19 protein-coding genes are annotated in these 22717 nt (G+C 61.4%); 10 read left to right on the top strand and 9 right to left on the bottom strand.

Annotation, left to right across the window (positions count from 1 at the left end; genetic code table 11):
* Positions 1–198 precede the first annotated feature (198 nt).
* The 4 genes from I2I01_RS06510 to folP form a co-directional block, all read right to left on the bottom strand.
* Positions 199–3615: a hypothetical protein gene (locus I2I01_RS06510; RefSeq protein WP_196285653.1), complete on the bottom strand. Its 3417-nt coding sequence runs from the start codon at positions 3613–3615 to the stop codon at positions 199–201.
* A gap of 226 nt (positions 3616–3841) precedes the next feature.
* Complete coding sequence (locus tag I2I01_RS06505; protein ID WP_196285652.1) at positions 3842–8275, bottom strand: beta strand repeat-containing protein; 4434 nt, start codon at positions 8273–8275, stop codon at positions 3842–3844.
* Positions 8276–8665: 390 nt separating this feature from the next.
* The gene (gene cdaA / locus I2I01_RS06500) at positions 8666–9502 is read right to left on the bottom strand and encodes a diadenylate cyclase CdaA (protein WP_196285651.1); all 837 of its coding nucleotides are present in this window, start codon (positions 9500–9502) and stop codon (positions 8666–8668) included.
* 204 nt (positions 9503–9706) lie between these two features.
* Entirely contained in the window at positions 9707–10579 is an 873-nt protein-coding gene (gene folP / locus I2I01_RS06495) for a dihydropteroate synthase (protein ID WP_196285650.1), read from the bottom strand.
* Between the two features lie 103 nt (positions 10580–10682).
* On the opposite strand from folP, the gene I2I01_RS06490 reads away from it, so the two are divergent.
* The 3 genes from I2I01_RS06490 to I2I01_RS06480 all read left to right on the top strand — a co-directional run bounded on the left by I2I01_RS06490 (position 10683) and on the right by I2I01_RS06480 (position 12940).
* Positions 10683–11219 (top strand): DUF1599 domain-containing protein, encoded by a 537-nt coding sequence (locus I2I01_RS06490; protein ID WP_196285649.1) that lies wholly within the window; start codon positions 10683–10685, stop codon positions 11217–11219.
* A 95-nt stretch (positions 11220–11314) separates the two neighbouring features.
* A complete protein-coding gene (locus I2I01_RS06485) occupies positions 11315–11962 on the top strand; it encodes a hypothetical protein (RefSeq protein ID WP_196285648.1) in 648 nt (215 codons plus the stop codon).
* 132 nt (positions 11963–12094) lie between these two features.
* Entirely contained in the window at positions 12095–12940 is an 846-nt protein-coding gene (locus I2I01_RS06480) for a hypothetical protein (protein WP_196285647.1), read from the top strand.
* A gap of 65 nt (positions 12941–13005) precedes the next feature.
* On the opposite strand, the gene I2I01_RS06475 is transcribed toward I2I01_RS06480, so the two are convergent.
* Positions 13006–13149: a hypothetical protein gene (locus I2I01_RS06475; protein WP_196285646.1), complete on the bottom strand. Its 144-nt coding sequence runs from the start codon at positions 13147–13149 to the stop codon at positions 13006–13008.
* A gap of 235 nt (positions 13150–13384) precedes the next feature.
* Between I2I01_RS06475 and I2I01_RS06470 the strand changes: the two genes are divergently transcribed.
* The 4 genes from I2I01_RS06470 (at position 13385) to I2I01_RS06455 (ending at position 17215) form a co-directional block, all read left to right on the top strand.
* Complete coding sequence (locus I2I01_RS06470; protein ID WP_211537853.1) at positions 13385–14554, top strand: BT_3928 family protein; 1170 nt, start codon at positions 13385–13387, stop codon at positions 14552–14554.
* A gap of 166 nt (positions 14555–14720) precedes the next feature.
* Complete coding sequence (locus tag I2I01_RS06465; protein WP_196285645.1) at positions 14721–15779, top strand: ABC transporter permease; 1059 nt, start codon at positions 14721–14723, stop codon at positions 15777–15779.
* Between the two features lie 125 nt (positions 15780–15904).
* Positions 15905–16501 carry a shikimate kinase gene (locus I2I01_RS06460; RefSeq protein WP_196285644.1) on the top strand — a complete coding sequence of 199 codons (597 nt, stop codon included), beginning with the start codon at positions 15905–15907 and terminating at the stop codon, positions 16499–16501.
* 36 nt (positions 16502–16537) lie between these two features.
* Positions 16538–17215, top strand: a complete 678-nt coding sequence (locus tag I2I01_RS06455) for a sterol desaturase family protein (protein ID WP_196285643.1) — start codon at positions 16538–16540, stop codon at positions 17213–17215.
* Positions 17216–17292: 77 nt separating this feature from the next.
* Here I2I01_RS06455 and I2I01_RS06450 read toward each other — a convergent pair whose 3' ends face one another.
* The 4 genes from I2I01_RS06450 to I2I01_RS06435 all read right to left on the bottom strand — a co-directional run bounded on the left by I2I01_RS06450 (position 17293) and on the right by I2I01_RS06435 (position 19782).
* Complete coding sequence (locus tag I2I01_RS06450) at positions 17293–17472, bottom strand: hypothetical protein (RefSeq protein WP_196285642.1); 180 nt, start codon at positions 17470–17472, stop codon at positions 17293–17295.
* Positions 17473–17829: 357 nt separating this feature from the next.
* On the bottom strand, positions 17830–18657 hold the full coding sequence (locus tag I2I01_RS06445; protein WP_196285641.1) for a TPM domain-containing protein: 828 nt from the start codon (positions 18655–18657) through the stop codon (positions 17830–17832).
* Entirely contained in the window at positions 18654–19112 is a 459-nt protein-coding gene (locus I2I01_RS06440) for a TPM domain-containing protein (protein ID WP_196285640.1), read from the bottom strand. Before I2I01_RS06440 ends, I2I01_RS06445 begins: the two co-directional genes overlap by 4 nt.
* 91 nt (positions 19113–19203) lie before the next feature.
* Positions 19204–19782 (bottom strand): LemA family protein, encoded by a 579-nt coding sequence (locus tag I2I01_RS06435; RefSeq protein WP_196285639.1) that lies wholly within the window; start codon positions 19780–19782, stop codon positions 19204–19206.
* 202 nt (positions 19783–19984) lie between these two features.
* On the opposite strand from I2I01_RS06435, the gene I2I01_RS06430 reads away from it, so the two are divergent.
* The 3 genes from I2I01_RS06430 (at position 19985) to I2I01_RS06420 (ending at position 22410) form a co-directional block, all read left to right on the top strand.
* Positions 19985–20986, top strand: a complete 1002-nt coding sequence (locus I2I01_RS06430) for a sugar phosphate nucleotidyltransferase (protein WP_196285638.1) — start codon at positions 19985–19987, stop codon at positions 20984–20986.
* A 178-nt stretch (positions 20987–21164) separates the two neighbouring features.
* Positions 21165–21653: a hypothetical protein gene (locus tag I2I01_RS06425; protein ID WP_196285637.1), complete on the top strand. Its 489-nt coding sequence runs from the start codon at positions 21165–21167 to the stop codon at positions 21651–21653.
* 181 nt (positions 21654–21834) lie between these two features.
* Positions 21835–22410, top strand: coding sequence for a DUF2306 domain-containing protein (locus I2I01_RS06420; RefSeq protein ID WP_196285636.1), 576 nt, complete (start codon positions 21835–21837; stop codon positions 22408–22410).
* The last annotated feature ends 307 nt before the right edge of the window (positions 22411–22717 follow it).

Here is a 22717-nt window from a genome sequence, read left to right as displayed (position 1 = left end):
AGCCAGCACCTGTCAGTGCGCCTCATTCTTAGCCATTGCGCACATTGCCGGATAGAGGAAGTGCACAGAACCCTTCCCGCTCCTAACCAGCCCGCCGGCAACCAAAGCGAAGTTTGGGGGCAGCGATTTGTCGTTTTAACCCGACGCAATAGATAATTCACCAAGCCCATGACGAGACGTCAGGGGGCACACTGCCGCCTATTTCGGCTCGACAGGTATGCGTATTGGAGCGAAGGTGGGCTGTTGGCCCGTATTTACCGCCTTTCCTTCTTTAGCAGCATGGCGGCTTTGTTCCGCAGCCCGCTTCTGAACATTTTTGGTCCATTCGGCCCTGGCCTCGGCTTCAGCCATCAGCATCAGTGCACGCAGACGCGCCAGCTCGTTCAACGCCTGAGTTTGAACACGTGTTTGTTCGCCGTTGGCTTGAGCGGCCGTAGCGGCCGCTTTCTTGGCTTTGGGTACCCAGTTCCGCCGCATGGAATCTAGCAAAGGAGCATTGAGCTGGCGAAAAAGGGCGTTGGCTGGTTTATCGTACTCAACTTCCAACGCGCGCAGCATAGCATCCAGTTCTGGGCCCAATTGCCGCAGTTGGTCGGATGTGAGCACATTAAGTGCGCGTTGGGTGGCTTGGGTAGTAGAATCACGCCAAGCGGCTTTGCGTCGTTTTTCGCCTTGCTGGTATTGCGCATCACGCAACGATTCCAAATCCCGAGCGTCGCGTTTAGCCACCCGCTCCACATCGGCCCGCCGGGGGCTGAGGGTGCGTGGCGCATTGCGGGTGTAAAGTTGAAACAAAGGAATGTCGACGGTGATACCTACATTGAGCCGGATGGAATTGCGGGCATCGAGGTTGTTAAAGCTCCGATTGCCCCGCGCCGAATCCGGCGTGAGCTGGCGAAGTTCGCGCAACTGGGGCGTAAACTGGGCTCCGGCAAACAAACTCAGTGGCGTGCCACGCATGTGGTAAAAACCAAACAAGCCAGGGGCCAGCACCTGCCGGAAACCAATATTGGAGGGCAAGGGAGCAGCGTGAGGGTCGTTGAACCGCAGCAGCACCGGCACCCCCAGGTCGATAACCGAAACGAACACGCCCACTGCCGCGCCGCGCAAGTAACGCTCTTCCCCATCAATGTCGTAATAACGATAAGCTTGGTCGAGACGGCGGTTGCGGGCCGCGCGCTGGCGCTGGCGGGTGGCGGGCAGCAACCAAGAGGTGGGAGTCAGCAACGCCCGTCGCCGCACAGGCAGGGCCGCGCCCCGCAGGCCCCAGGCCCACGAGAGGCCGATGGGTGCGGTGGGCCCCAGGTTGTAGCGCCAATAGTTTACGTCGGGCAGGCCGGCCACCCGTTGCGCCTGCGTCAGGTAAGCGTATTCGGCGCCGGTGGTGACGCCCGTAAAAGCGTTAATTGAAAAACTACTAAAGCTAAGCCGCTTAATGCTGGAGCTGCCCACTGGCAGCGCAGCCGCTTCCAAAGCGCTTTTCACGTCATCGGCGTTTTTGGCTTGTGCCACAGCCGCCATAAAAGAACCGTAACGCACCAACTGAGGCAGGCTCAGGAGTTGGGTACGGGCCGGCTGGGGCAGCTGACGCAACCGCGCCTCAGCGTCAAGGGCCGGGCCGATATTACCGCCCCCAGCGGGAGCCTTTTCCTGGCCCAACGAAAGCAGCACCACATCGAGTAAGTTGGAAAGGGCCACGCCGTAATCCCCGCCGTCGGCAGCCACAAAGCCCTGCAGCAGCGCATCGCCGATGCTGCGGTACAAGGCGAGACGGGCTTGTAGCTGCGGGTCACTCATGCGCCCCGGGTCGTTTGCCTGCACCAGCAAAGCATTGCTGCGTTGCGTGGCCCATTCCAAGCTGCTAAGCATGGTTTGGCACAAGGGCGCAAAGTCAGCCGCGCGCAAGGGCGCCTGTTTTGCCCGTTCGCGTAAGAGCTGAGCCTGGCTTTCGAGCTGTCCGCTCAGCACCACAAAGTCAAATACCAAAGGCCTGAAAACAGTTGGTTTAAGCAGCCACTTGGCCACATTAGCCAGCTGTTGCGTTTGCTTGATGCGCTCCAGCAATACCCCCAGCAGCAGTTCGCGCGTGGCCGGGGTGCGCAACAACGCTTCTACCTGTTGCGTGGGCAACCAGTGCTGGTCCAAAACATTGCCATCGAGCAGGGCCTCCGACAGGGCATTGGTCAAGGTCAGGGTTTGGGCCAGTGGGGCGTTGTTGGCTAGCAAGCCATTGCGCGTCAGGTCTTGTTGCAGCCGGTTGAGCAGGTCGGCGGGGTGCGCACCGTGCGTGAGATAGTAAAGGGCCCGCGAACTAGCATAAGTGAAATGAAGTAGGCGTTCCGCCTCCGGTCCCAAGTTCAAGCGCCGGGTATAAAACTGCTGGTTTTCAAGCAGGGTACCATAGTTGAAAAGCAGTTCACGCAAGTCGCGCTCGAAAGTACCGCGCAAGGTTTGTACCACGGTACTGTAATCGGCCGCACCGCTGCTAAGCAGGCGCGCCGTGCTTGGAAACAGCCATTGCAACTCCACATAGGCAGAATCGTGTAGCAGCGTGGCGAAGTGCTGAAAAAACGTGGCATTCAATTCCTGCTTCAGGCGGTCGGCTAGGAAGCGGGCCGTTCCGTCGATGATGGCCCCCTCAGCACTCGTAGCTGGCGGGGCGGCTTTACCCCCACCAGCCAGCACGGTCGCGGCAGTTGGCAGGCTCAAGCCGGGAGCCAAGCTTAGAGAAGGAAGCAGTGCCGCACTTTCCAAATCCTGCCTGATGCGGTGTGCCTCACTCAACGCCACTGCCGAGGTCCTTCGTTGGTTCTGCGCAGCCGACAGTTCGGCATAGCGTTGCCGCATGGCCGCGTATGCCTGTTGTAGACGCTCCTTATTAGCATTGCCGGTCTTGTCCGCGGGCGCAGACAATCGCAGGTAGTTCCACAAGGCCGTTCGCAGGGAGCCACTGGCTGCGCTGGTCACTTCTGTCGTAGCACGTATATTGGTATAATCAGCATAAAAAGTGTTTAGCTTCTGATGCACAGCACCAACTAATTCGCTTTGAATTAGTTGGATACTATCCTTGAATGCGGATGGCAACGGTTGGCCCGTTGCATGCTGATAAAGCCTCTTCAGCAAATCTGACCGGTTGGAGTCCGTTCGGTTATTCCTGCTCGTGTCCGCTACCAGTTGAGCCGCCAATAATTGTGCGATGTTGCTCAGCAATTTATCCTGAGCCAACACCGCTGCTACTTTTTTTTGGGTTATTCCGACTTCCAAGTCGGCTTGCTGGTCGCTTTTTACAATGGTCGCTTCGGTGAATCGACGATAAACTTCCTCTACTGTGCTCTTCAGGAAAGGATTGTCTTGGTATGCATTGTGTACCTCTGCCACTGTAAGCTTATCACCATTCGCCAACTTGCCTTTGGCAGTTGCCAGCAACTGAAAAAACTGCCGGCTGCACTCCAATACCGTATCAGCTGCGGCCTCTTTATTAAACGGTGGTTTTGCAGCGATTATGCGCTGGTGTAGCTGGTGCAGCTTAGCCGCCGTTTGCACGGCACTTTGTCCATAACTAACGAACGGCCCCAGCAAAAGGTATATGAACAACTGGTAGATATTTCGACCCATAGTAGTAGAAGAGTAAAGTGGTAGATAAAATGCGTTAGCTGACAAGCCTCGGCAATCTCTTCATAATAGTTAATAATGTCAATAATATCTATAAATTATTTTGATAACTTATGTAAACATATTCCTATTTGAAAAGACGTTTGTGGTATCGCTTACAGCCGTATGCCCACAAAAAAAGCCCCGCTGGCAATGCCAGCGGGGCTTTTTGATGAAGCGAAGTGCTACGCTACTGGCGTACCACGCGCTGCGTCAGCACGCCTTGCTCGGTCTGCACCCGGAAGGTGTAGACGCCCGAAGCCAGTTGGCTGAGCTGGAGCTGTGCCGTGCCAACAGCTACCGTGCCGGTGTGCACCACCTGGCCCAGCGCATTCAGCACCGTCAGCTGCGAAGCCTTGGCGTTGATGCCGCTCAGCTCCACGCTCAGCTGGCCGTCGGCCGTCGGGTTGGGGAACACGCGCAGGCTCACGCCGTTGAGCGAAGCCGTTTGCGTGCCCAGCACCGTAGCCGTCACCGCCGCCGAGGGGATGGAGGTACAGCCGTTGGCCGAGATGGCCACGACCGTGTAGGAACCGCTTTGCGCGCCGGCGGTGAGCTGCAGCGTGCCCGTGGCGGTGGGCGTGCCCACGGCTACAGGCGCCCCGCCGCCCGTCGAGCGGTAGAACTGGTAGGTCACGCCCGCCGTGGCCGGCGTGCTCAGCACCACGGCGCCGCCCGCTTGCGGCGTGGCCGTGAGCGTGGGCTGGCCGATGCCGAAGATGACCGTGAACGTCGTGGTGGCCGACGCGGCCGTCGAGCCGCTGCAGGCGCCCGTGGCCGCCACCGTGTTGGTGATGGTGAAGGTGCCGTCGATGTTCGTGTTAGCCAGGGTGATGACACCCGTCACCGGGTCGATGCGCAGGCCGATGCCCGTGGTCGAGAACGTGCCGGCCACAGCGCCTGGTGCCAGCACGGGCGTTACCGTCACGGGCGAGTTGGTGCAGTAAGTACCGGCTGGGTAGCTAAACGAAGCGTTGGGCGGCGTGGAGAGCGAGAGAACGGTTTGCGCCGTCTGGGTGCAGGCGGCCGAGGGGCCGGTGGGGGTCAGCGTCAGCGTCACGGTGCCGGCGGCCACGTCGGCGGCCGAGGGCGTGTAGGTGGCGTTGAGCGTGGTGGCGTTGGGCGAGAAGGTGCCCGTGCCCGAGCTGGTGTAGGTGCCGCCCGTGGCCGTGCCGCCAATGGCGCCGTTCAGCGTGTAGGGCGTGCGGCCGCAGCTCGTGGCCGAAGCTGTGCCCAGCGTGGCCACCAGGCCCGGCGTCACGTTCACCTGAATCGGCGTGCGCGCGTTGGTGCTCACACACTCCGACCCAATCTGCCAGTTGTAGAAGAAGTAATAGTAGCCGGCCAGGGTGCCGTCGGTGATGCGCACGGTGCCGCTGGGCGATACGTACGGGAAGGAAATGCCAGCGCTGGTCGAGTAGTCGCGCATCAGGCTCGGCGTGGCTGCGCTCAGGTACAGCGTGTAGTTGCCCGCCGCGGGTACGGCAAAGTTGAGCGTGAGCACTGCGGGCGCGATAGCACCCGTTGTGTTGGCCGGCACGGGCACCGTCACCGTGGCCACCGGGTTGGTGGTGCTGGTGGTGCTGCCGTTGAGCAGGTGGATGGTCGCGGTGCCAGCGGCGGCGTTGGCGGCGCGGTACACCGTTACGCTGGTAATGGTGGTGGCGCCGGTCGTGGTGAAGTACAGGCCGCCGATGGTGTTGGTACCGTCAGCGCCCGTGGTCGAAGCCTTGCCCACGTTTTCCTGCCCGCCCGAGAAAGCTTCGGCGTAGTAGGTGGTGTTGGCCGTGAGGGCCGGCGTCACGAACGGGTTGCCCGTGCCGACCAGCGTACCGCCGGTGGCCGCCGTGTAGTAGCGCACGTTGATGCCCGTGGGCACCGTGGCCGAGAGCGAAGCCGTGCCGCCGGCGCACACGCTCAGCGGCGAGGGTGCGGCCGTGATGGCGGGCGCGTTCACCGTGATGGCCGACACGTTGCTGTACACCACGTTGGTGTTGCAGGTCACCTGGTAGCGGTAGTAGGTGGTGCTGTTGAGCACCGGCGTGGTGTAGGTGGCCGAGGTGGCACCGGCTACGTCGGTGAAGGGACCAGTAGCGCTGCTGCTGCTTTGCAGCTGGATGTTGCCGTTGGCCGAGCCGGCGAGGCTCAGCGAAGCCGTGCCGCTGAAGCAGATGTTGCTGGTGGCCGGCGAGAGCGTGCCTGCCACCGGGGCCACCGCCGTGCGGGTCACCGTGGCCAGGGTGTTGTTGGCGGTGTTGAGGTCGCCGGTCACGGTGGCCGTGACGGCGAAGGAGTAAGCACCCACGGCCGACATGTTCAACGTGCCGGGCAGGGTCACGGTCTGGGTGGCGCCGGTGGCCAGCGTGCCGGTGTTGATGGTCGTCGTGAACGTCTGGGCCGGGCCCGTGGGAGGCGTCACCACCACGGTAACGGTAGCGGCGTTGTTGGCGAAGTTGAGGGCGGCGCTGCCGTTGTTGCGAATCAGCACGCTCACGGCTTCGGTGGGGCTGTAGCACGTGGTGTTGGCAGCGGGCGTGAGCAGGCTGGCCGCGGCCACGTCTATTGCTACGGGCGTAAACTCATAAGCACCCATGTCGGGGGCCGCGCCACGGGCAGTGCCAACGATGTCGTCGGTTACGCGCGCCAGGGGCGTGCCCGAGTTGTTGAGCAGCACGTTGCCCGGCGTGAGGTTGCTGGCGCTGGTAAACACCGGGTCGGTCGACACGCTGTTCTGGTCGAAAGCGTTGCCGTTGGCGGCCTGCCAGCTAGCCAGCGTGGCGAAGGCGGCGTTGTAGTAGCCCACGTTGCCGTTGGGCACGAAGATGTCGTTGTAGTTGCTGGTCGTGCCGCTCACGGTGTAGTACAGGCCGTACTTAGTACCGGAGCCCGCACGCGTGATGCTCACCACGTTGTTTTTGATGTCAGCACTCGTGCCCGAGCTGTAGATGCCGTAGGTGGTGCTCGTAGAACCCGTTTGGTCGTCGCTGCTGATGCTGTTGTTGTAAATCCGGCTGTAAGCCGAGCCCGAGTTGTAGATGACGTACTGCGAGCCGTTGCCGTTGAGGTTGTAGAGCACGTTGTTCACCACGTCGTTGGTCGTGGTGGCCGTGGGCGTCGTGCCGTTGGCCAGGTAAATGCCGTAGAGCGTGCTGGTCGAAGTCGGGTTGGCGGTGAAGGGGTCGTGCAGGCGGTTTTTCTCGAAGGCCAGCCCGCGCGAGGAGAAGCTGTAGAAGCCGTAGAAAGTGCTGCCGTTGGTGCGCACCAGTCGGCTCAAGTCGTTGCCGATGAACTGGGCACCATCCTGGTAGCCCACGTACACGCCGTACAGGTAGAAGTCGCGAATGTTGTTGTTGCGCAGCACGTTGCCGGTGTTGAAAGCCGTGGTGCTGTTGCCGTAGAGCGTTACGCCGTAGTAGCCGCCGTTCACCGTGTTGCCTTCCAGCGTCAGGTTGTTGGCCGAGTTGCCACTCGTGGTGCCGCTGGTCAGCGAACCGCTCACGGCAATACCGATGAAGTTGCTGCTCGTGCTGCTCAGGTCGTTGTTGATGGTGCAGTTGGTGATGCGGTCGTTGTCGGCCACGTTGGTCAGCAGCACGCCGTAGCCGTAGGTGGCCGCGGGCGACGCGCCGGTGCCCCCGGTCGGGTCAATCACCAGGTTGTTGATGGTGGTGTAGTCGGTGCCGTTGAGCTGCACCACCGCCCGCTGGTTGCTGTTGGTGGAAGCAAACTGAATGGTGCGCCCGCCGCCGTTCACCACAATGGTGTTGGTGGCGCTGGTGCCCGACACGGCGTTCAGCATGAACTGCTCCGTGTACGGGCCGCCCAGTACCGTCAGCGTCAGCGGTCCGTTCACGCCGTCGCGGTTCAGGCGCGTAGCGGCATCGGTGAAGCTGGTGAAGTTGGTGCCAGCCGTAGGCTGCGCGCTGTTGATGGTGTAGGCACCGCTGATGGGGTTGGCTGTGGCCGCCGACGACGAGATGTTGTCGATAACTGCCGGTGGCTGCACGCCACCCGATGCGTCATTGCGCCAGGTAATCACCAGGCGCTGGGTGGTGCCGGCCACGTTGCCCGGCAGCTGGAGGGTAGTGCGGCCAAAAGCAGTCTGCAGGTTAATGTTGCCGCCAATCTGCACGGCTCCGGACGTACCGTTCACCAGCTGCGTGCCGGCCACGGGCGTTACCGTGGTGGGCACCAAAAACACCTGGATGTAGTCGTAGATGCTTTCGCCACCGGCTTTCCAATCGAAACCGAGGTCAACCACGCTTTGGCCGGCGGGGAAAGTCACGTCCCGGTACATGTGGGCCACGGCCGTCGTGGTGATGGTGTAGGCATTGCTCGCACCAGCATCGTTCGAGATATAGGCCGATTTGGTGCCGGGGGTGGTGGGGCCGTTGCCGCCAACCGTGCCCACGTACCACTGGTTCACCTGCGAGCCGTTGACGATGGTGAAGGAATTGGTAGCGCCTTCAAACGTTTCGCTAAAAACGGTTGTGGCCGTTTGAGCCTGGGCACCGGCGCTGCCGAGCAGCAGGGCGCCCACGCCCAGTAGCCTCGCCAGCCGCTTGCCCGACGCGAGGATGCCGAGCCGCGAAGACTGCGGCTCGTGAAGTAAAGTTTTGCGCATGAAAAATGAAGGTAAAAGTGAACGGATACGGAGTGGGTGGGAAGGGAAAAATGCGTGAAAACAAAAAACTACGGGTGGTAGAAATCAAAGGCCTAGGTAAGCCCAATGCGAAACCGTCAGGACGAGAGAGCAAGGAGAGGCTGCTTGCAAAGCCTACAACCTACGGTCCGTTTGAACAAACATTCCCAGAAAAGTAAAACCAAAACGACCAGAAACCTAATCGCCCCGTGGCTAAGCACAGCCATAAAAACCTTTTAGCAAACCAGCAATTAGCTGATTATTAAAAGCATGGCCAAATGTCAATTTCCTAAACTCAATTTCAAATGTGGCGGCCACATTTTCGCCCTCAGTCTCCAAAAATGTAAGCTCAAGCCGGGCAAATGCCCTTGCCTACGCCGCGGCTTCCGATTTTAGGGGGGCTGCGGCGGCCGGGCTGCCGGCGGTGCTCAGCAGCCACTCGTTGAGGCGGGCGCGCAGCTCGGCGGTGGCCAGGTTGCGGTGCACCTGGCCGTGGCGCACCAGGCTCATGGCGCCGGTTTCTTCGCTCACCACCAGCACTACGGCGTCGGTGATTTCGCTCAGGCCGATGGCGGCGCGGTGGCGCAGGCCCAGCGAGGCGGGCACGTCGGGGTTTTCGCTCACCGGCAGGATGCAGCGGGCGGCCTGAATGCGCCCCCCGGCAATGATGACGGCGCCGTCGTGCAGGGGCGAGGTTTTGTTGAAAATGGAGAGCAGCAGGCGCTTGCTGATTTCGGCGTCGAGGCGGTCGCCCGATTCGGCGAAGCTCGTCAGGTCCGAAGCCTGAGCGAAGCAGATGAGGGCACCGGTGTATTTGTTCGACAGGCTTTTGGCGGCTTCCACGAAGGGGCCCGCGGCCAGCGGCGCGGCTTCGGCGGGGCGGCCCCAGCTCCAGCCGCGCACCCGCTCCAAGGCCGTGGCCTTGCCCACGTTCAGCAAAAACCGCCGGATTTCCTGCTGAAACAGGATGATGCTGGCCAGCACCCCCACGCTCATAAACTGGCCCAAAATCTTGGTGAGCAGCTCCATGCCCGTGGCTTTCACCAGCAGGTAGAGCAGGTAGAATGACACCAGCCCCAGGGCCACGTTCAGGGCCACTGAGCCGCGCAGCAGCTTGTAGAGCTGGTAGAGCAGCACCGTCACCAGCAACACGTCGGCCGCGTCAATCCAGCCGAAGTGCAGGAAATTGATGGGGAACGGGCCGGTCATGGGCGGTGTGGATGAGGAGAGAAAAGTCGGCTGTCATCCTGAGCAAAGCGAAGGACCTTCTCACCGATGAACGGCTTACAGCAATCACTTACTCTGACGTGAAAAGGTCCTTCGCTTTGCTCAGGATGACAAACACCACATTGGATGACAACAATTAGACCCAGTCGTTGCACGGCCGAGGCTTCGTCCTTCAAATTACGGCCTTTATTTGGCGTTTGGAAAGGTATGCGCAAATAATTCTATGGTTTGCCGGGCTTCGGCCACGTCGTGGGCCCGCAGGAGGCGGGCGCCGCCCTGCAGGCCCACCATGTGCAGGGCCGTGGTGCCGTTGAGGGCGGCTTCGGGCCCAAGGCCCAGCGGGCCGTACACCATGCGTTTGCGCGAAAGGGCCGCCAGCAGCGGCAGGCCCAGCGCCCGCAGCTCGGACAGGCGGCGCAGCAGCTCGTGACTCTGGGCGGCAGTTTTGGCGAAGCCGAAGCCGGGGTCAAGCAGCACATCCACGGCGCCGGCCTGGCGTAGGGCAGCCAAACGGTCGCGGAAGTAGCGCAGCAGCGTGAGCACCAAGTCGTCTTCGTAGTGCGTCAGCTTGGCCATGGTTTGGGGGGTGCCGCGCAGATGCATCAGCACGTAGGGCACGCGCAGGCGGCCCACGGTGGCAAACATTTCGGCATCGAGTGTGCCGCCGCCCACGTCGTTCACCAGGTCGGCGCCGGCGTGCACGGCCGCTTCGGCCACGCTGGCCCGAAATGTGTCGGCCGAGAGAAAGGCCTCGGGAAACGCGCGGCGCAGGGCCTTGATGGCGGGCATCAGGCGGTGGGTTTCTTCGTCGGCCGAAATGTCTTCGGCGCCGGGGCGGGTGCTGTAGGCACCGAGGTCGAGCACGGCGGCGCCGGCTTGCAGCATGGCTTCGGCGCGGGTGAGCAGGTCTTTTTCGGAAGCCACGCGGCTGCCGGCGAAGAAAGAATCGGGCGTGAGGTTGAGAATGCCCATCACCTGCGGGCGCTGCAGGCTTAGCAGGCGCCCGTGGGGGCTGAGCAGGGTGGTGGGTTGGTGGAGGGGTGGATGAGTGGAGAGCATATAACCGGACCAACAGGCAGCGAAAAGCCCAATATCCATCCAACCGCCCGAACTTGCGACGGCGAGCCCCATCCACCACCCCACCAACCCACGCATCCATCACTTGAACACCCCCGAACACTACGACCTGCTGCTGGCCCGCTGCCGCACCCTGTTTCTGGCCAAAACCCACGACTACGGCACGGCCTGGCGCATTTTGCGCCTTCCCTCGGTCACAGACCAGATTTTCATCAAGGCCAACCGCATCCGGACCATTCAGGAAACCGGTGTGCAGTTGGTGGCCGACGACGTGAACGAGGAATTCGTGGCCATCATCAACTACTGCCTCATTGCACTGATGCAGCTGCACCTGCCCCAGGACACGCCGCTGGACATGGCCCCCGACGCCGTGGCCCAAGCCTACGACCACGAAGCGGCCGAAAACCGCCGCCTGCTGCTGGCCAAAAACCACGATTACGGGGAGGCCTGGCGCCAGATGCGCGTGTCGAGCATCACCGACCTGATACTGATGAAGCTGCACCGCGTGAAGCAGCTCGAAGACATCGGCGGCGCGGCCCTGGTGAGCGAAAGCGTGGAAGGCAGCTACCGCGACATGCTGAACTACGCGGTGTTTGCCCTGATTTTGCGCGGGGAGAAGTAAGGAGGCGGAGCGCAAGCAATGCAACGGGCCGTTTGCCTAAAACACAGAACGCCGCACTAAACGAAATAATGGTTGCTCAACCCTCAAGAGTGAGTATGCCGCGCAAGGAAACAAGTAAATTACTGAGGCCCACCGTCCGGGGCTGTCACGTCAAACTGAGGCAAGCGTTATACTTCTACACGCCTTTTACCATGTATCACAAGTACTTTTTTCTGGCTGCGGTTGGTTTTATTTCAGTCAGTTGCTCGAAAAAATCGGATGCGGGCCCGTCCATTCCGGCGAACACCATTCAGCTGTCCGACAATGGCCAGGCAGTCACGTTTGCTTCGTCCACGGCCACGGCCGTGCTGGAAACCAATGCGCAGGGGCAAAAGCAAATGACCATCCAGGCCGCCACCTCGGACAACAACCACCAAATTGCCCTCTCGTTCGCCGACCGCCAGGGCGTCGAAACGCCGCGCACCTACGGTGGCGACCCAACCAGCGCCAGGTCGGCCGGCAGTGCGTACACGGTATCGCTGACGAATTATTCCACGCGGTGCCGGTCGACGACTTTTGGCACTCAATTGTATCAGTTTTATTCCGGCACGACTTCTCCCGTCGATTTCAAGCTGGTAATCCAGGCCGTAGACGTTGCCAACCACACCGTCAGTGGCACCTTCCAAGGCACCTATACCCTGGGCTGTGACAGCCGGAACATTACCAATGGGCAGTTTAATTTGCCCTATACGGTAAAGCCTTAAAGGGCTTTCTGCCGCGCTAGCGGCACTCTTTTCGCATCTGGGCCAATTTTTCGAACCGCCTTGCGCTTAATCTATCGGTGCCTACCGGAGCGCCTGTTTCGTCCGAGCCCCATTATTCTGCCTCATCGTTCCATGCGTTTCTCGCTCAAGCTTGGTGCTGCTTCGGTAGTTCTGCTCCTGGGAGCTTGCCAATCGGACCCGCCCAATACGGTAGCGTCCGCAGCACCGGTGGCGGCCGACTCAAGCCGGCGGGAAGTGCCCACTGCGGTGCCCGTTACTGGAAGCACCAGCCTTCCCGCAACGCAACGGCTACGGCTCAACGACACCCTGGAACTGGAATGCAGCCAGCCGGTGGCCACCTTCGTCACCAGTGAACAGCCTGCGCCCCAGACGGCCTGGACCCGACTGGCCCTGCGGGGGCGCCGCGGCTGGTACCAGGTGCTGGAGACAAACGCCTACTGGACGCTGTACCACGCGTCGGTTGCGCCCGATGGCTCCTTGTTTCAGTTGCCGACTGTGGGCGTGGAAGACCAGCTGGACAGCGGGGCGCATCGCGCCAAGAAACCATTGAAGGTGACCGAGGACGATTTTTTCTACAACCCCTACGACCTGCGCCACCGCACGTGGACTGAATATCTGGACGAAGAATTGAATGCCCTGCCCGCCCGGCAAATCGAGGCGGAATACCTCGGCGGGGAATTCGACGACAAAATCTACCATCCCCTGCCCTATTGGCTCGCGCAGGAAAAGGCCCGCTTGCAGCAAACCCACCGGCTGCCCCCTCCCGAACAAATAGCTCAATACCTGGAGCTGAGCCAGGACACCGCCCGGCACACGGGCCGCCTGGTGCCGGCCTACCGCCCGCTGCTGGCGGAACTGCTCCGGGCCTACGAGCCGCTGTCAACTTCTGCCGACACCGCGCGCCTCTTGCAGGAAGCCATTCGCTCGCTCCAAGTGCGAGCAAAGACGTCTAAATAGCCAGAAGGGCTTTTTTCAGTGAGTTGGGCCTTGCGTTTCCAACGCTGCCAGTTTTGCGGCTACAACTACCGCTGCCGGTTGCGGCGAAAGCGCAGGTAGTCGCGAATCATGCCATACACATAGTACACGAAATAGCCGCTCGCCGCCAGGACGCCAAGCACGAAGAGCCCATAGAAGAGCAAGAGCAGCCAGTATGCTAATCCGAGCATGAGGTAAATATCGAGAGCGTGCCTACTATAACCAGCCCGACCGTTTGCTAAACGAGAAAGGCGGGTCTATTAGCGCGAATGACAATTCCTACCCGCAACCGTGGGCGTCCCTTTTATTTCATCGGAAGCCAAAGCTGAGCCAATGCCGGCCACGCACGATTTCCAACTTCCGGCCCGACCTTTATCCCAAACATTGCGCGTTGCCCGCGCGTTTGCCACCGGCTTACTTTGTCTTATGTCAACTACTAGTTCTGCTCCCGCCGTTGCTCCGGCCCCTCACCTGTTGCGCACCGTCACCCGCGTGTGCTGGTTTGTGTTGGGCGCCATCTTCATCTTCTCTGGCCTCGTTAAGCTGAACGACCCCGTGGGCACGGCCTACAAGCTGGAAGAATACTTCGAGGTATTCGCCGTGGCGGTGCCGCCGCTCGAGGGCTTCTTCCTGTGGTTCAAAAACATTTCGCGCACGCTGTCCATCTTCCTCAGCTCCCTGGAAGTGATTCTGGGCGTGGCCCTGCTGCTGCGCTGGCACCTCAAAATCACGCTGTGGGTGCTGCTGGGCCTGCTGGTGTTCTTCGGCTTCCTCACGTTCTACTCAGCTGCCTTCAACAAGGTGACGGACTGCGGCTGCTTTGGCGACTTCATCAAGCTCACGCCCTGGACTTCGTTTGCCAAAGACATGTTCTTGCTGGTGCTGTGGGGTGTGGTGTTCACGCACCAGCGGTTTCTGCGCCATTCGTTTGTGCAGGGCACGTTCGGCATCATGGTGATGACGTTTGCCTCGGCCATTGCCATCGGCATTGGGGTGCGGGCGCTGGGCCACCTGCCCTATTTCGACTTCCTGCCTTATAAAGTAGGCAACGACATCGGCAAGCTGATGAAGCCCGCCGAGCCCGCCCGCTACCGCTACACCATGACGCGCAACGGCGAAACCAAGGAATTTGACACCTACCCCACCGACACCACCTGGAAGTACCAGGCCATGACGTCGCTGAACCCCAAAGAATCCACGCCGGTCATCACCGACTTCGAAGTATCGGATGCGGACGGCAACTCCTACACTCAGGAATTGCTGAAAGGCAGCAAGCTGGTGCTCATCGTGCAGAACACCAACAAGACGGACCGCGACCGGTTCGCCGCCATCAACGCGCTGATGGAGGGCGCCGCTAAGTCGCGCCGCGGCATCACGGCCCTCACCATCACCAGCACCAGCGCCGCCAAGTTCGATTCCTTCCGCCACGACGTGAACCTGGCCGGCCCCTACTATTTCGCCGACGCCACCGTGCTCAAATCCATGATTCGCTCCAACCCCGGCCTCATGGTGCTGCACAACGGCGTGGTGAAAGCCAAGTACCACTACCACGACCTGCCCGCCCTGTGGGAGGTGGAGAAGGTGCTGAAGGAGTAAGGATTGATGACTGGACGTCATGCCGAGCGCAGCCGAGGCATCTCGCGTGCCGAAGTAATCAAAATCGTAAGCCCGATTGGATTGCATTGCGCACGCGAGATGCCTCGGCTGCGCTCGGCATGACCGTTCTTTGGGTTTTCGTTTCTTTCTCTTTTAATCACCTCCCATGCTCGCCTTCATTCTCCGTCGCCTGGGCCAGGGCCTGCTCGTGCTGGTGGGCGTGGCCTGCACGGTGTTTGTGCTCTTCAACGTGCTGCCCGGCGACCCGGCTGCCCTGCTGGCCGGCCAGCGCACCGACCTGGCCACCAAGGCCGCCATCACCGCCGACCTCGGCCTAGACCAACCCCTGCCCGCCCGCCTGCTGGGCTACCTCAACGACGTATCGCCCCTGGGCCTGCACCCCGCCGACTCGGCTGGGCGCGCCCGCTACGGCGGCGTGGCGGTGCTGCCGGTGGGCAGCAAAGCGCTGGTGCTGAAAACGCCTTACCTGCGCCGCTCCTTTCAAAGCAATAAGGACGTGCTGCGCATTCTGCTCGATTATTTCCCCGGCACGCTGTGGCTGGCGCTGGCGGCCATGCTCATTGCCAGCGTGGGCGGGGTGGCGTTTGGCGTGGCGGCAGCGCTGCGGCCTCAGTCGTGGCTCGACAGGGTGCTTGTTAGCACCTCGGTGCTGGGCATTTCGGTGCCTTCGTTTGTAGCGGCCATCCTCATCGCCGTCACTTTCGGCTTTTACTGGAGCCACTGGACGGGCCTGAGCCTAACGGGGCAGTTGTATGAGACGGACCCATTCACGGGCGAGCGTCATTTGGTGCTGCGCAACTTACTGCTGCCGGCCGTGGCGCTGGGCATCCGGCCGCTGGCCATCATCACACAGCTCACCCGCTCCAGCATGCTCGACGTGCTGAGTCAGGACTACATCCGCACGGCCCGCGCCAAGGGCCTGAGCCGGGCCGCCACCGTGCTGCACCACGCCCTGCGCAACGCCCTGAACCCCGTGGTGACGGCCGTTTCGGGCTGGCTGGCCTCGCTCATGGCCGGCGCGTTTTTCATCGAATACATCTTCAACTGGAAAGGCCTGGGCACCGTGACGCTGCGCGCCGTCGAGAACCTCGATTTCCCAGTGGTGATGGGCGCCACGCTGTTTGTAGCCGCTCTGTTTGTGGTGATTAACATTGCCGTGGACGTGCTTTATGCCCTGCTCGACCCGCGGGTGAAGCTGGGGTAGGAGCTGGGGATTAGGCATTGGGTGGAACTGTCATCCTGAGCGCAGCGAAGGACCTTACCACATAAGAACAGTTTAATAGTAATTCTAACCACGCGGACGTGATAAGGTCCTTCGCGCTGCTCAGGATGACAAACAATACCAAGGCACCATCCTTTCCTATCCCCTTTCCTCCCGGCGGCTCCGGCCACCTCAGCCTTGTGGGCCTGCCCGGCGCGGGCAAAACCACGCTGGGCCGGCAGCTGGCCGCGCATTTCAACCGGCCGTTTCTCGACCTGGATGTCGCCATTGAAGCCCAGACCGGACGTAGCGTGCGGGAAATTTTTGCCACGGATGGCGAGGCCGCCTTTCGGGAAATAGAATCGGGGATGCTGCGCCGGGCGCTGGCCCACAGCGGGGCGCCGCTGGTGCTGGCCACGGGCGGCGGCACGCCCTGCTTTCACGACAACATGACTTTGCTCAACCAAGCCGGCCCCACGCTATGGCTCGATGTGCCGGTGGAGGCGCTGGCCGCCCGCCTGCCGCCCGAGGAAGTGGCCAAGCGGCCCCTGCTGGCCGCCGCGGGCGGGGCCGAAGCGTGGCTGCGCGAAACCCTGAAGGCCCGGATGAAGTTTTACGCTCAGGCACGGTTGCGCTGTTCGTCGGCGTGCACCCTGCCGGCCGTGGTGGCCCAGCTGGCAGGCATTGGTTTTGCTTTGCCCGGCACATTGCCCTCGGCATCGTAATTTTGCCTCTTCATTATTTCGTCGTTCGCTAGCCTTATGCAATCCGTATCCACCGAAGAACCAGACGTTAAGCCAACGCCCGCATTCGATGTCAACACCCCCGTGCGCCCCAAGCACAAGGGTTCGGCCCAGCTGTTTCAGAATCCTTTATTGGAGCGGCTATCGCACACGCACATTGCCTTGCCCGTGGGCATTTTCGCCATTACAGGTATTTTGAGCATGTATTATGGCCTCACCCGCGGCTTTATGACCGGGCTGGGCGCGCTTGGGCTGTTTTTGGCAGGGCTGCTGGCCTTCACGCTGGTAGAATACCTGGTGCACCGCTACGTGTACCACATTCCGGCTACCACGCCGGGCCGTGCCAAGTTCCAGTACACCATGCACGGCGTGCACCACGAATATCCCAAGGACAAAACGCGCCTGGCCATGCCGCCCATCATCACGGTATTTGTGGCCTCGCTGCTGTTCTTCATTTTCCGCTTCAGCTTCGGCTCGTATGCGTTTGGGCTGCTGTCGGGCTTCACGTTCGGCTACGCCATGTACCTGTTTGTGCACTATGCTATTCATGCTTACGCGCCGCCGAAAAACTTCCTCAAGGTTTGGTGGACGCACCACAGCCAGCACCACTATCGGCAGGATGAAGTGGCTTTTGGCGTGAGCAGTACGCTCTGGGACCACATTATCGGCACCATGCCCAGCAAGCGCAGCGAGTAGTACAGCGGCTTGGCCTCAAACGAAAAAGCGCGGCTCCCTTGCAGGAGCCGCGCTTTTTTCATTAGCTGTGAACAGGATTAGGAACGGGGCCCGCGCATCTTGTTCACGATAAAGAACAGCAGCGCCACAACCAAGAAAACGGCGATGATGCCCGTGTAAGCACCGGCCTTGAAGATGTCGCCGATGGCCTCGCAGCTGGTGAGGGCCGTGGCGAACACGCAGAGAAGCAGAAACAGGGAAAAACGGGAAGTAGTCATGGCGTTAGCGGATAAGAAGGGGTGAAAGAAGGAAGGCGCAGCTTGGTTGCGGCCACATAATAGGCTGATACTAGGGCTGTGCCGAAAAGGTTGGATGGGGGGCTAACGCGGGTAGGTGCGCGGCTCTATTCGTCTGTCATTGCGAGGCAGAGCCGAAGCAATCCGTCCTCTCTTTGCGACTAACCCCGCGCTGTGAAAAGGCCTTAACAATGTCATGACCAATCAACAGAAAGCCCCGGCACCATTGCGGAGCCGAGGCTTTCTGGTAAAAGGGTATGTCTGGTTCTGACAGGACGGATTGCTTCGGCTCTGCCTCGCAATGACAGACGACGCTAGCAGCCTAACGCGGCAGCTCGCCTACCAGCTGCCGCTGGCGCCGCCGCCGCCGCTGCTGCCGCCCCCGAAGCCGCCGAAGCCACCTCCTCCGCCGCCACCGCCCCAGCCGCCACCTCCGCCGCCGAAGCCACCACCCCCAAAGATGATGGGTGGCACGAAGCCCCCGCCGAAGCCGCGGTTGCCGCGGCCCCCTCCCCCGCCGCGATTGCGCAGCAGGGTGAAGATGATAACCATCACGATAATGATGGCCCAGAACGGAATGCCCGAGCCGCTGCGGTCGCGGCTGCGGGGCTGGCGGGCATCGGCCGGGTCCATCTTGTACTCGCCTTTGGCGAGGGCAATAAGCTGGTCGGTGCCACGGTCGAGGCCGGCGTAGTATTGGTTTTCGCGGAAAGCCGGCACCAGCGTGTTGCTGATGATGCGCTTGGCAATGGCGTCGGGCACGGCGCCTTCCAGGCCGTAGCCGGTCTGGATGCGGGCCTGGTGCTCCTGCTGGGCCACCAAGATGAGGATGCCGTTGTTCTTGCCTTTGCGGCCGATGCCCCAGCTTTCGTAGAGGTTTTGGGCGTAGTTGGCAATTTCGTCGCCGCCCAAGCTGGGCACGGTCACGACGGCAATTTGCGATGAGGTGCTGTCGTCGTAGGCCACCAGCTTGCGCTCCAGGGCCTCGGCCTCGGCGGGCTGCATGAGGCCGGCCAGGTCGTTGACCAGGCGCGGCGGGTTGGGGCGCGGGGGCACGCCCTGGGCTGCGGCCGCGAGGCTGGCCCAGGCCAGAAGCAGCACCAGCAGCCAACGCCACGGCGCGGGCCGCAGCGCTAAGAGGCGGGCGTCAGCCACGGAGTTTTTCATGCGTCGGAAGACGGCTTCTGGCCGCCGAAGGAAATGGAATCGTCCAGCTCGTTCTGGTCGGTTTTGGCGTCGTAGGGGAAGTAGCGCTGCAGCTGCTCGCCCACCATCTTGATGCCGCGCTCCAGGCCTAGCACGTAGTTTTCGTGCCGGAAGTGCTCCAACACGGCTTCTTTGGTGGTTTCCCAAAAGTCGTCGGGCACGGCGGCGTTGATGGCCGAGTCGCCCACCACGGCAAACTGCCGGCTTTTCCAGGCCAGGTAAAACAGCACGCCGTTGCGGGCGGCGGTTTTGTGCATGTTCAGCTCGCCAAACACCTGGGCGGCGCGGTCGAGTGGCTCGGGCGTGGGGCAGGTGTCTTCGAGGTGCACCCGGATTTCGCCGGAGGTCGTGACCTCGGCCTGCCGGATGGCGGCCACCAGGGCGGCGTCCTGGGCGGGGGTAAGGGGGGAAGTCATCGATTAGCAGTTAATAGTGAACAGTTAACAGTGAGCAGCCAGTAGGTTGCGGCCTACTTGTTCACTGCTCACTGTTAACTGATAACTGAAGTTAAAACTGCACCGTGGGAGCTTTGCTGGCGGCCGGGTCGGCTTCGAAGTAGGGCTTGGGGGGGAAGCCAAACATGCCCGCAAACAGGTTGTTGGGGAAGGAGCGGGTGAAGGTGTTGTAGTCGTTGGTGACGGCGTTGAACTTGTTGCGCTCCACGTTGATGCGGTTTTCGGTACCCTCAATCTGGGCCTGCAGCTCCTGGAAGTTGGCGTTGGCTTTCAGGTCGGGGTAGTTTTCCGACACGGCCAGCAGGCGGCCCAGGCCGGCCGATACCTGGCTCTGAGCCTCCTGGAATTTCTTGATGTTTTCGGGCGTGAGGTCGTTGGGGTTGAGTTGCACGCTGGTGGCCTTGGCGCGGGCTTCCACCACGCTGGTGAGGGTGCCCTGCTCGAACTTGGCGGCGCCCTTCACGGTGTTCACCAGGTTGCCGATGAGGTCGTTGCGGCGCTGGTAGGCGCTTTGCACGTTGCCGGCCTGGGCCTTCACGGCCTGGTCGCGCTGCACCATGCCGTTGTAGCCGCACGACGACTGGGTGAGCAACAGGGCCAGGCCCGCGAAGTACAGAAGAAAGCGTTTCATGTGAGGGAGTAAGGGAGTTGGTGAATGGGTAAGAAGGAAAAGGTATTCGGGTAATTTTGAACACCTGGGCCCGGCAGCGGTTTAGCCCCGGACCTGGCGCAAAGTACGCAGCTTGGCCCTACTGGTTGTAGCTTGCTGCTTAGCTGGACTTGTCCGGCCTGCTTCGCTCCCCTTTCATCGGTTTCTTCTTCGGTTCATTACAATGAAAGCCGTTATTCCCGTCGCCGGCATTGGCTCGCGCCTGCGCCCCCACACCCACACCCAGCCCAAGAGCCTGGTGCCGGTGGCCGGCAACACCATCCTGGGACACATCATCGACCGCCTGCGCACGGCCGGGCTCACCGAGTTTGTGTTCGTGGTGGGCTACCTGGGCGATAAAATTGTGCGCTACGTGCGCCGCAACTACCCCGACCTCAACGTGAAGTTTGTGATGCAGGAGCCGCGCGAAGGCCTGGGCCACGCCCTGTGGCTGGCCCGCGAGGAGTTCCGCCACGACGAGGATGGCGTGCTCATCCTGCTCGGCGACACCATCGTGGACGTGGACCTACCCGCCCTGCTGGCCACGCCCGGCTCGGTGCTGGCCGTGAAGGAGGTGAAGGACCCCACCCGCTTCGGCATAGTGGAGCTGGGGGCCGGCGGCCGGGTCAGCAAGGTGGTGGAGAAACCCAAGATTCCGAAGTCGAACTACGCCATGGTGGGCCTCTACAAGCTAGCCGACGCCGAGAAGCTCGCCCAGGCCCTGGAGTGGCTGCGCGAAACGGAGGTGCGCACCCACGGCGAATACCAGCTCACCGACGCCCTGATGCACCTCATTGAGGAAGGCGAGGCCATGACCACCTGCCCCGTGGACAACTGGTTTGACTGCGGCCGCAAGGAAACCCTGCTCGAAGCCAACGCCCGCCTGCTGAACACGGCCGAATTCCTGGACGACCGGGACTACTCGGAATTCCCCGACTCGGTGATTATTCCGCCGGTGAGCATCGGGCGGGGCTGCCAGATTTCGCAGTCCATCATCGGCCCCAACGTGGCCATTGGCGACAAAACCATCATCAGCCACACCATCCTCACCGACTCCATCATCGGCAGCTACTCGGAGCTACGCTCGGCCGTGATGCACGACTGCATTGTTGGCTCCGATGCCTCGTTCCGCGGCATGAACCACTCGCTGAATATCGGCGACAACACGGAGATTGATTATAGCTAGCCTCGTTGCAGGCCGTTGCCGCCAGCTGCAAAGTCGTTCGCGCATCGCTGAATGTGGCCTGGGCGCCCCGGCGCAGCGCTTGGTTGAGGCAGGCAACGAACACCCTGACCAATAGTTTGCAGGGCCCGAATGGGCCGTCTGTGCGGCGGTACGCTGTTCTGTTAATCAAAGTAAAGGCATGAAACCATTCCTGCTCGCCGGCCTAGTGCTGGCCACTGTAGCCGCACGGGCCCAACCCCAGAGCCCGGCACAGGGGGTGGAGCGGGAAGCAAACGTGCAATTCAGTTGTGACCTGCTGCTCCCCGACACCGTGGTATTTTTCACGAAGAAGGTGCCGGTGCCCGCTTTGATAGCCTCCAGACCCTATTTATTTCAAGCCACTACCACGCGTGGGGAGGAGCGGGAGCTATATCATAACAGCCTGGTGCAGCTCAGCCGGGTCAACACGAGTTTCGCGGTTCGCCGGGTGGCAGGCCCGGGCCACGGGCCGGACAGCGTCACCTTCAGTGTTCGAGGCGTTCTTCGGGTGCGCCGTCTTGGCTCCGATGGTCGGGCCGAGGCCGTGCTAGCCGATTTGCTAGTGGAAATGACAGACCGTCGCCCCCAGCAGTTGGTCGAGGTACCGGAGGTGGGGACCATTGCGGTGCGGGCCATTATCTCTCCGTAATGGAGCGTGCACCAGAAGCCAGTTGACCATGGCTACGAGGAGCAGGCCCTCGTCGAGACGCTAGTTTTCCAATCGGGTTCATTGGTGCTGAACTGGCCCGACCGCCCTGTTTGATTGCGCTGCTGGAGCTTGAAAACGGTGTGAAAAAGTAACCTCGGCGCACTGGCGGCGTTTGGGTAGCATGTTTTCCTTTCTGCATTCTGCAGCCAGCGTGGTGCATCTGGTGGCCGTAGGGCTGGCCCTGGCCACTAGCACGCCCCTGATGCTGACGCCCAAGGCCACGCGTCGGCACCGCTACCTGGGCGCGGCCTTCGTAGGCAGCATGGCAGTGGCGCTGCTGAGTGCGTTTCGCATCTACTTTTTGTTTGGGCGGTTTGGCATTGTGCACTACGGGGCGGTGGCCAGCGCGCTGGCCCTGGGCGTGGGCACGGGGGCGGTGCTGTGTCGGCCATTGCTGCCCGCGTGGCGGCAATGGCACTACCTAGGCATGGGCATTTCGGTGACGGGCCTATACGCGGCGCTGGTGGTAGAAAGCACTTATCGCTTGTTTCCGGCCGCCTGGTTTTGGTGGGTGACGCTGGGCCCAGCCGCGGCCGTGCTGCTGGCAGGGGCGCTGGTGCTGCGCCTGCACTTTCCACCGTGGCGCGGTAACGCTGCAACGGTGGAAACTATTGACCAGCCGGTTGTGAATCGAGCTTGGGTAGCTTCTGATGATTATAAGGAGCGCAACGGCTTTAAACAGACCGAAGCGGCTTGAATTGGAATGATGCTGGCACTGCTAGCCCGCCTGTGACAGCAACGCAAGAAGCCCCGGCTGCGTGTGCGGCCGGGGCTTCTTTGATGTCTTCGGACCATTTGGGCACCTTGGGAAATTCCTTGGCGCGGGGTAGGTTTTTAGAGGCAGCCGAGTGTGCGAAACTCGTCCGCTTGGCGCGTTTCGTAAACTTTGAATCGCAAATAAGTTACGTAAACTCGCCAGGTACTGCGGAGCTTACTGGCTGCTTATTCTGCTCTACCAATAATGGTTTAATAACCTGAGCCTTTAGCTGGTAGGTTCGCACGGT

It is taken from the genome of Hymenobacter properus (genome assembly GCF_015694735.1).
Lineage (GTDB): Bacteria > Bacteroidota > Bacteroidia > Cytophagales > Hymenobacteraceae > Hymenobacter > Hymenobacter properus.
This window is presented reverse-complemented; position numbering and strand designations above follow the sequence as displayed.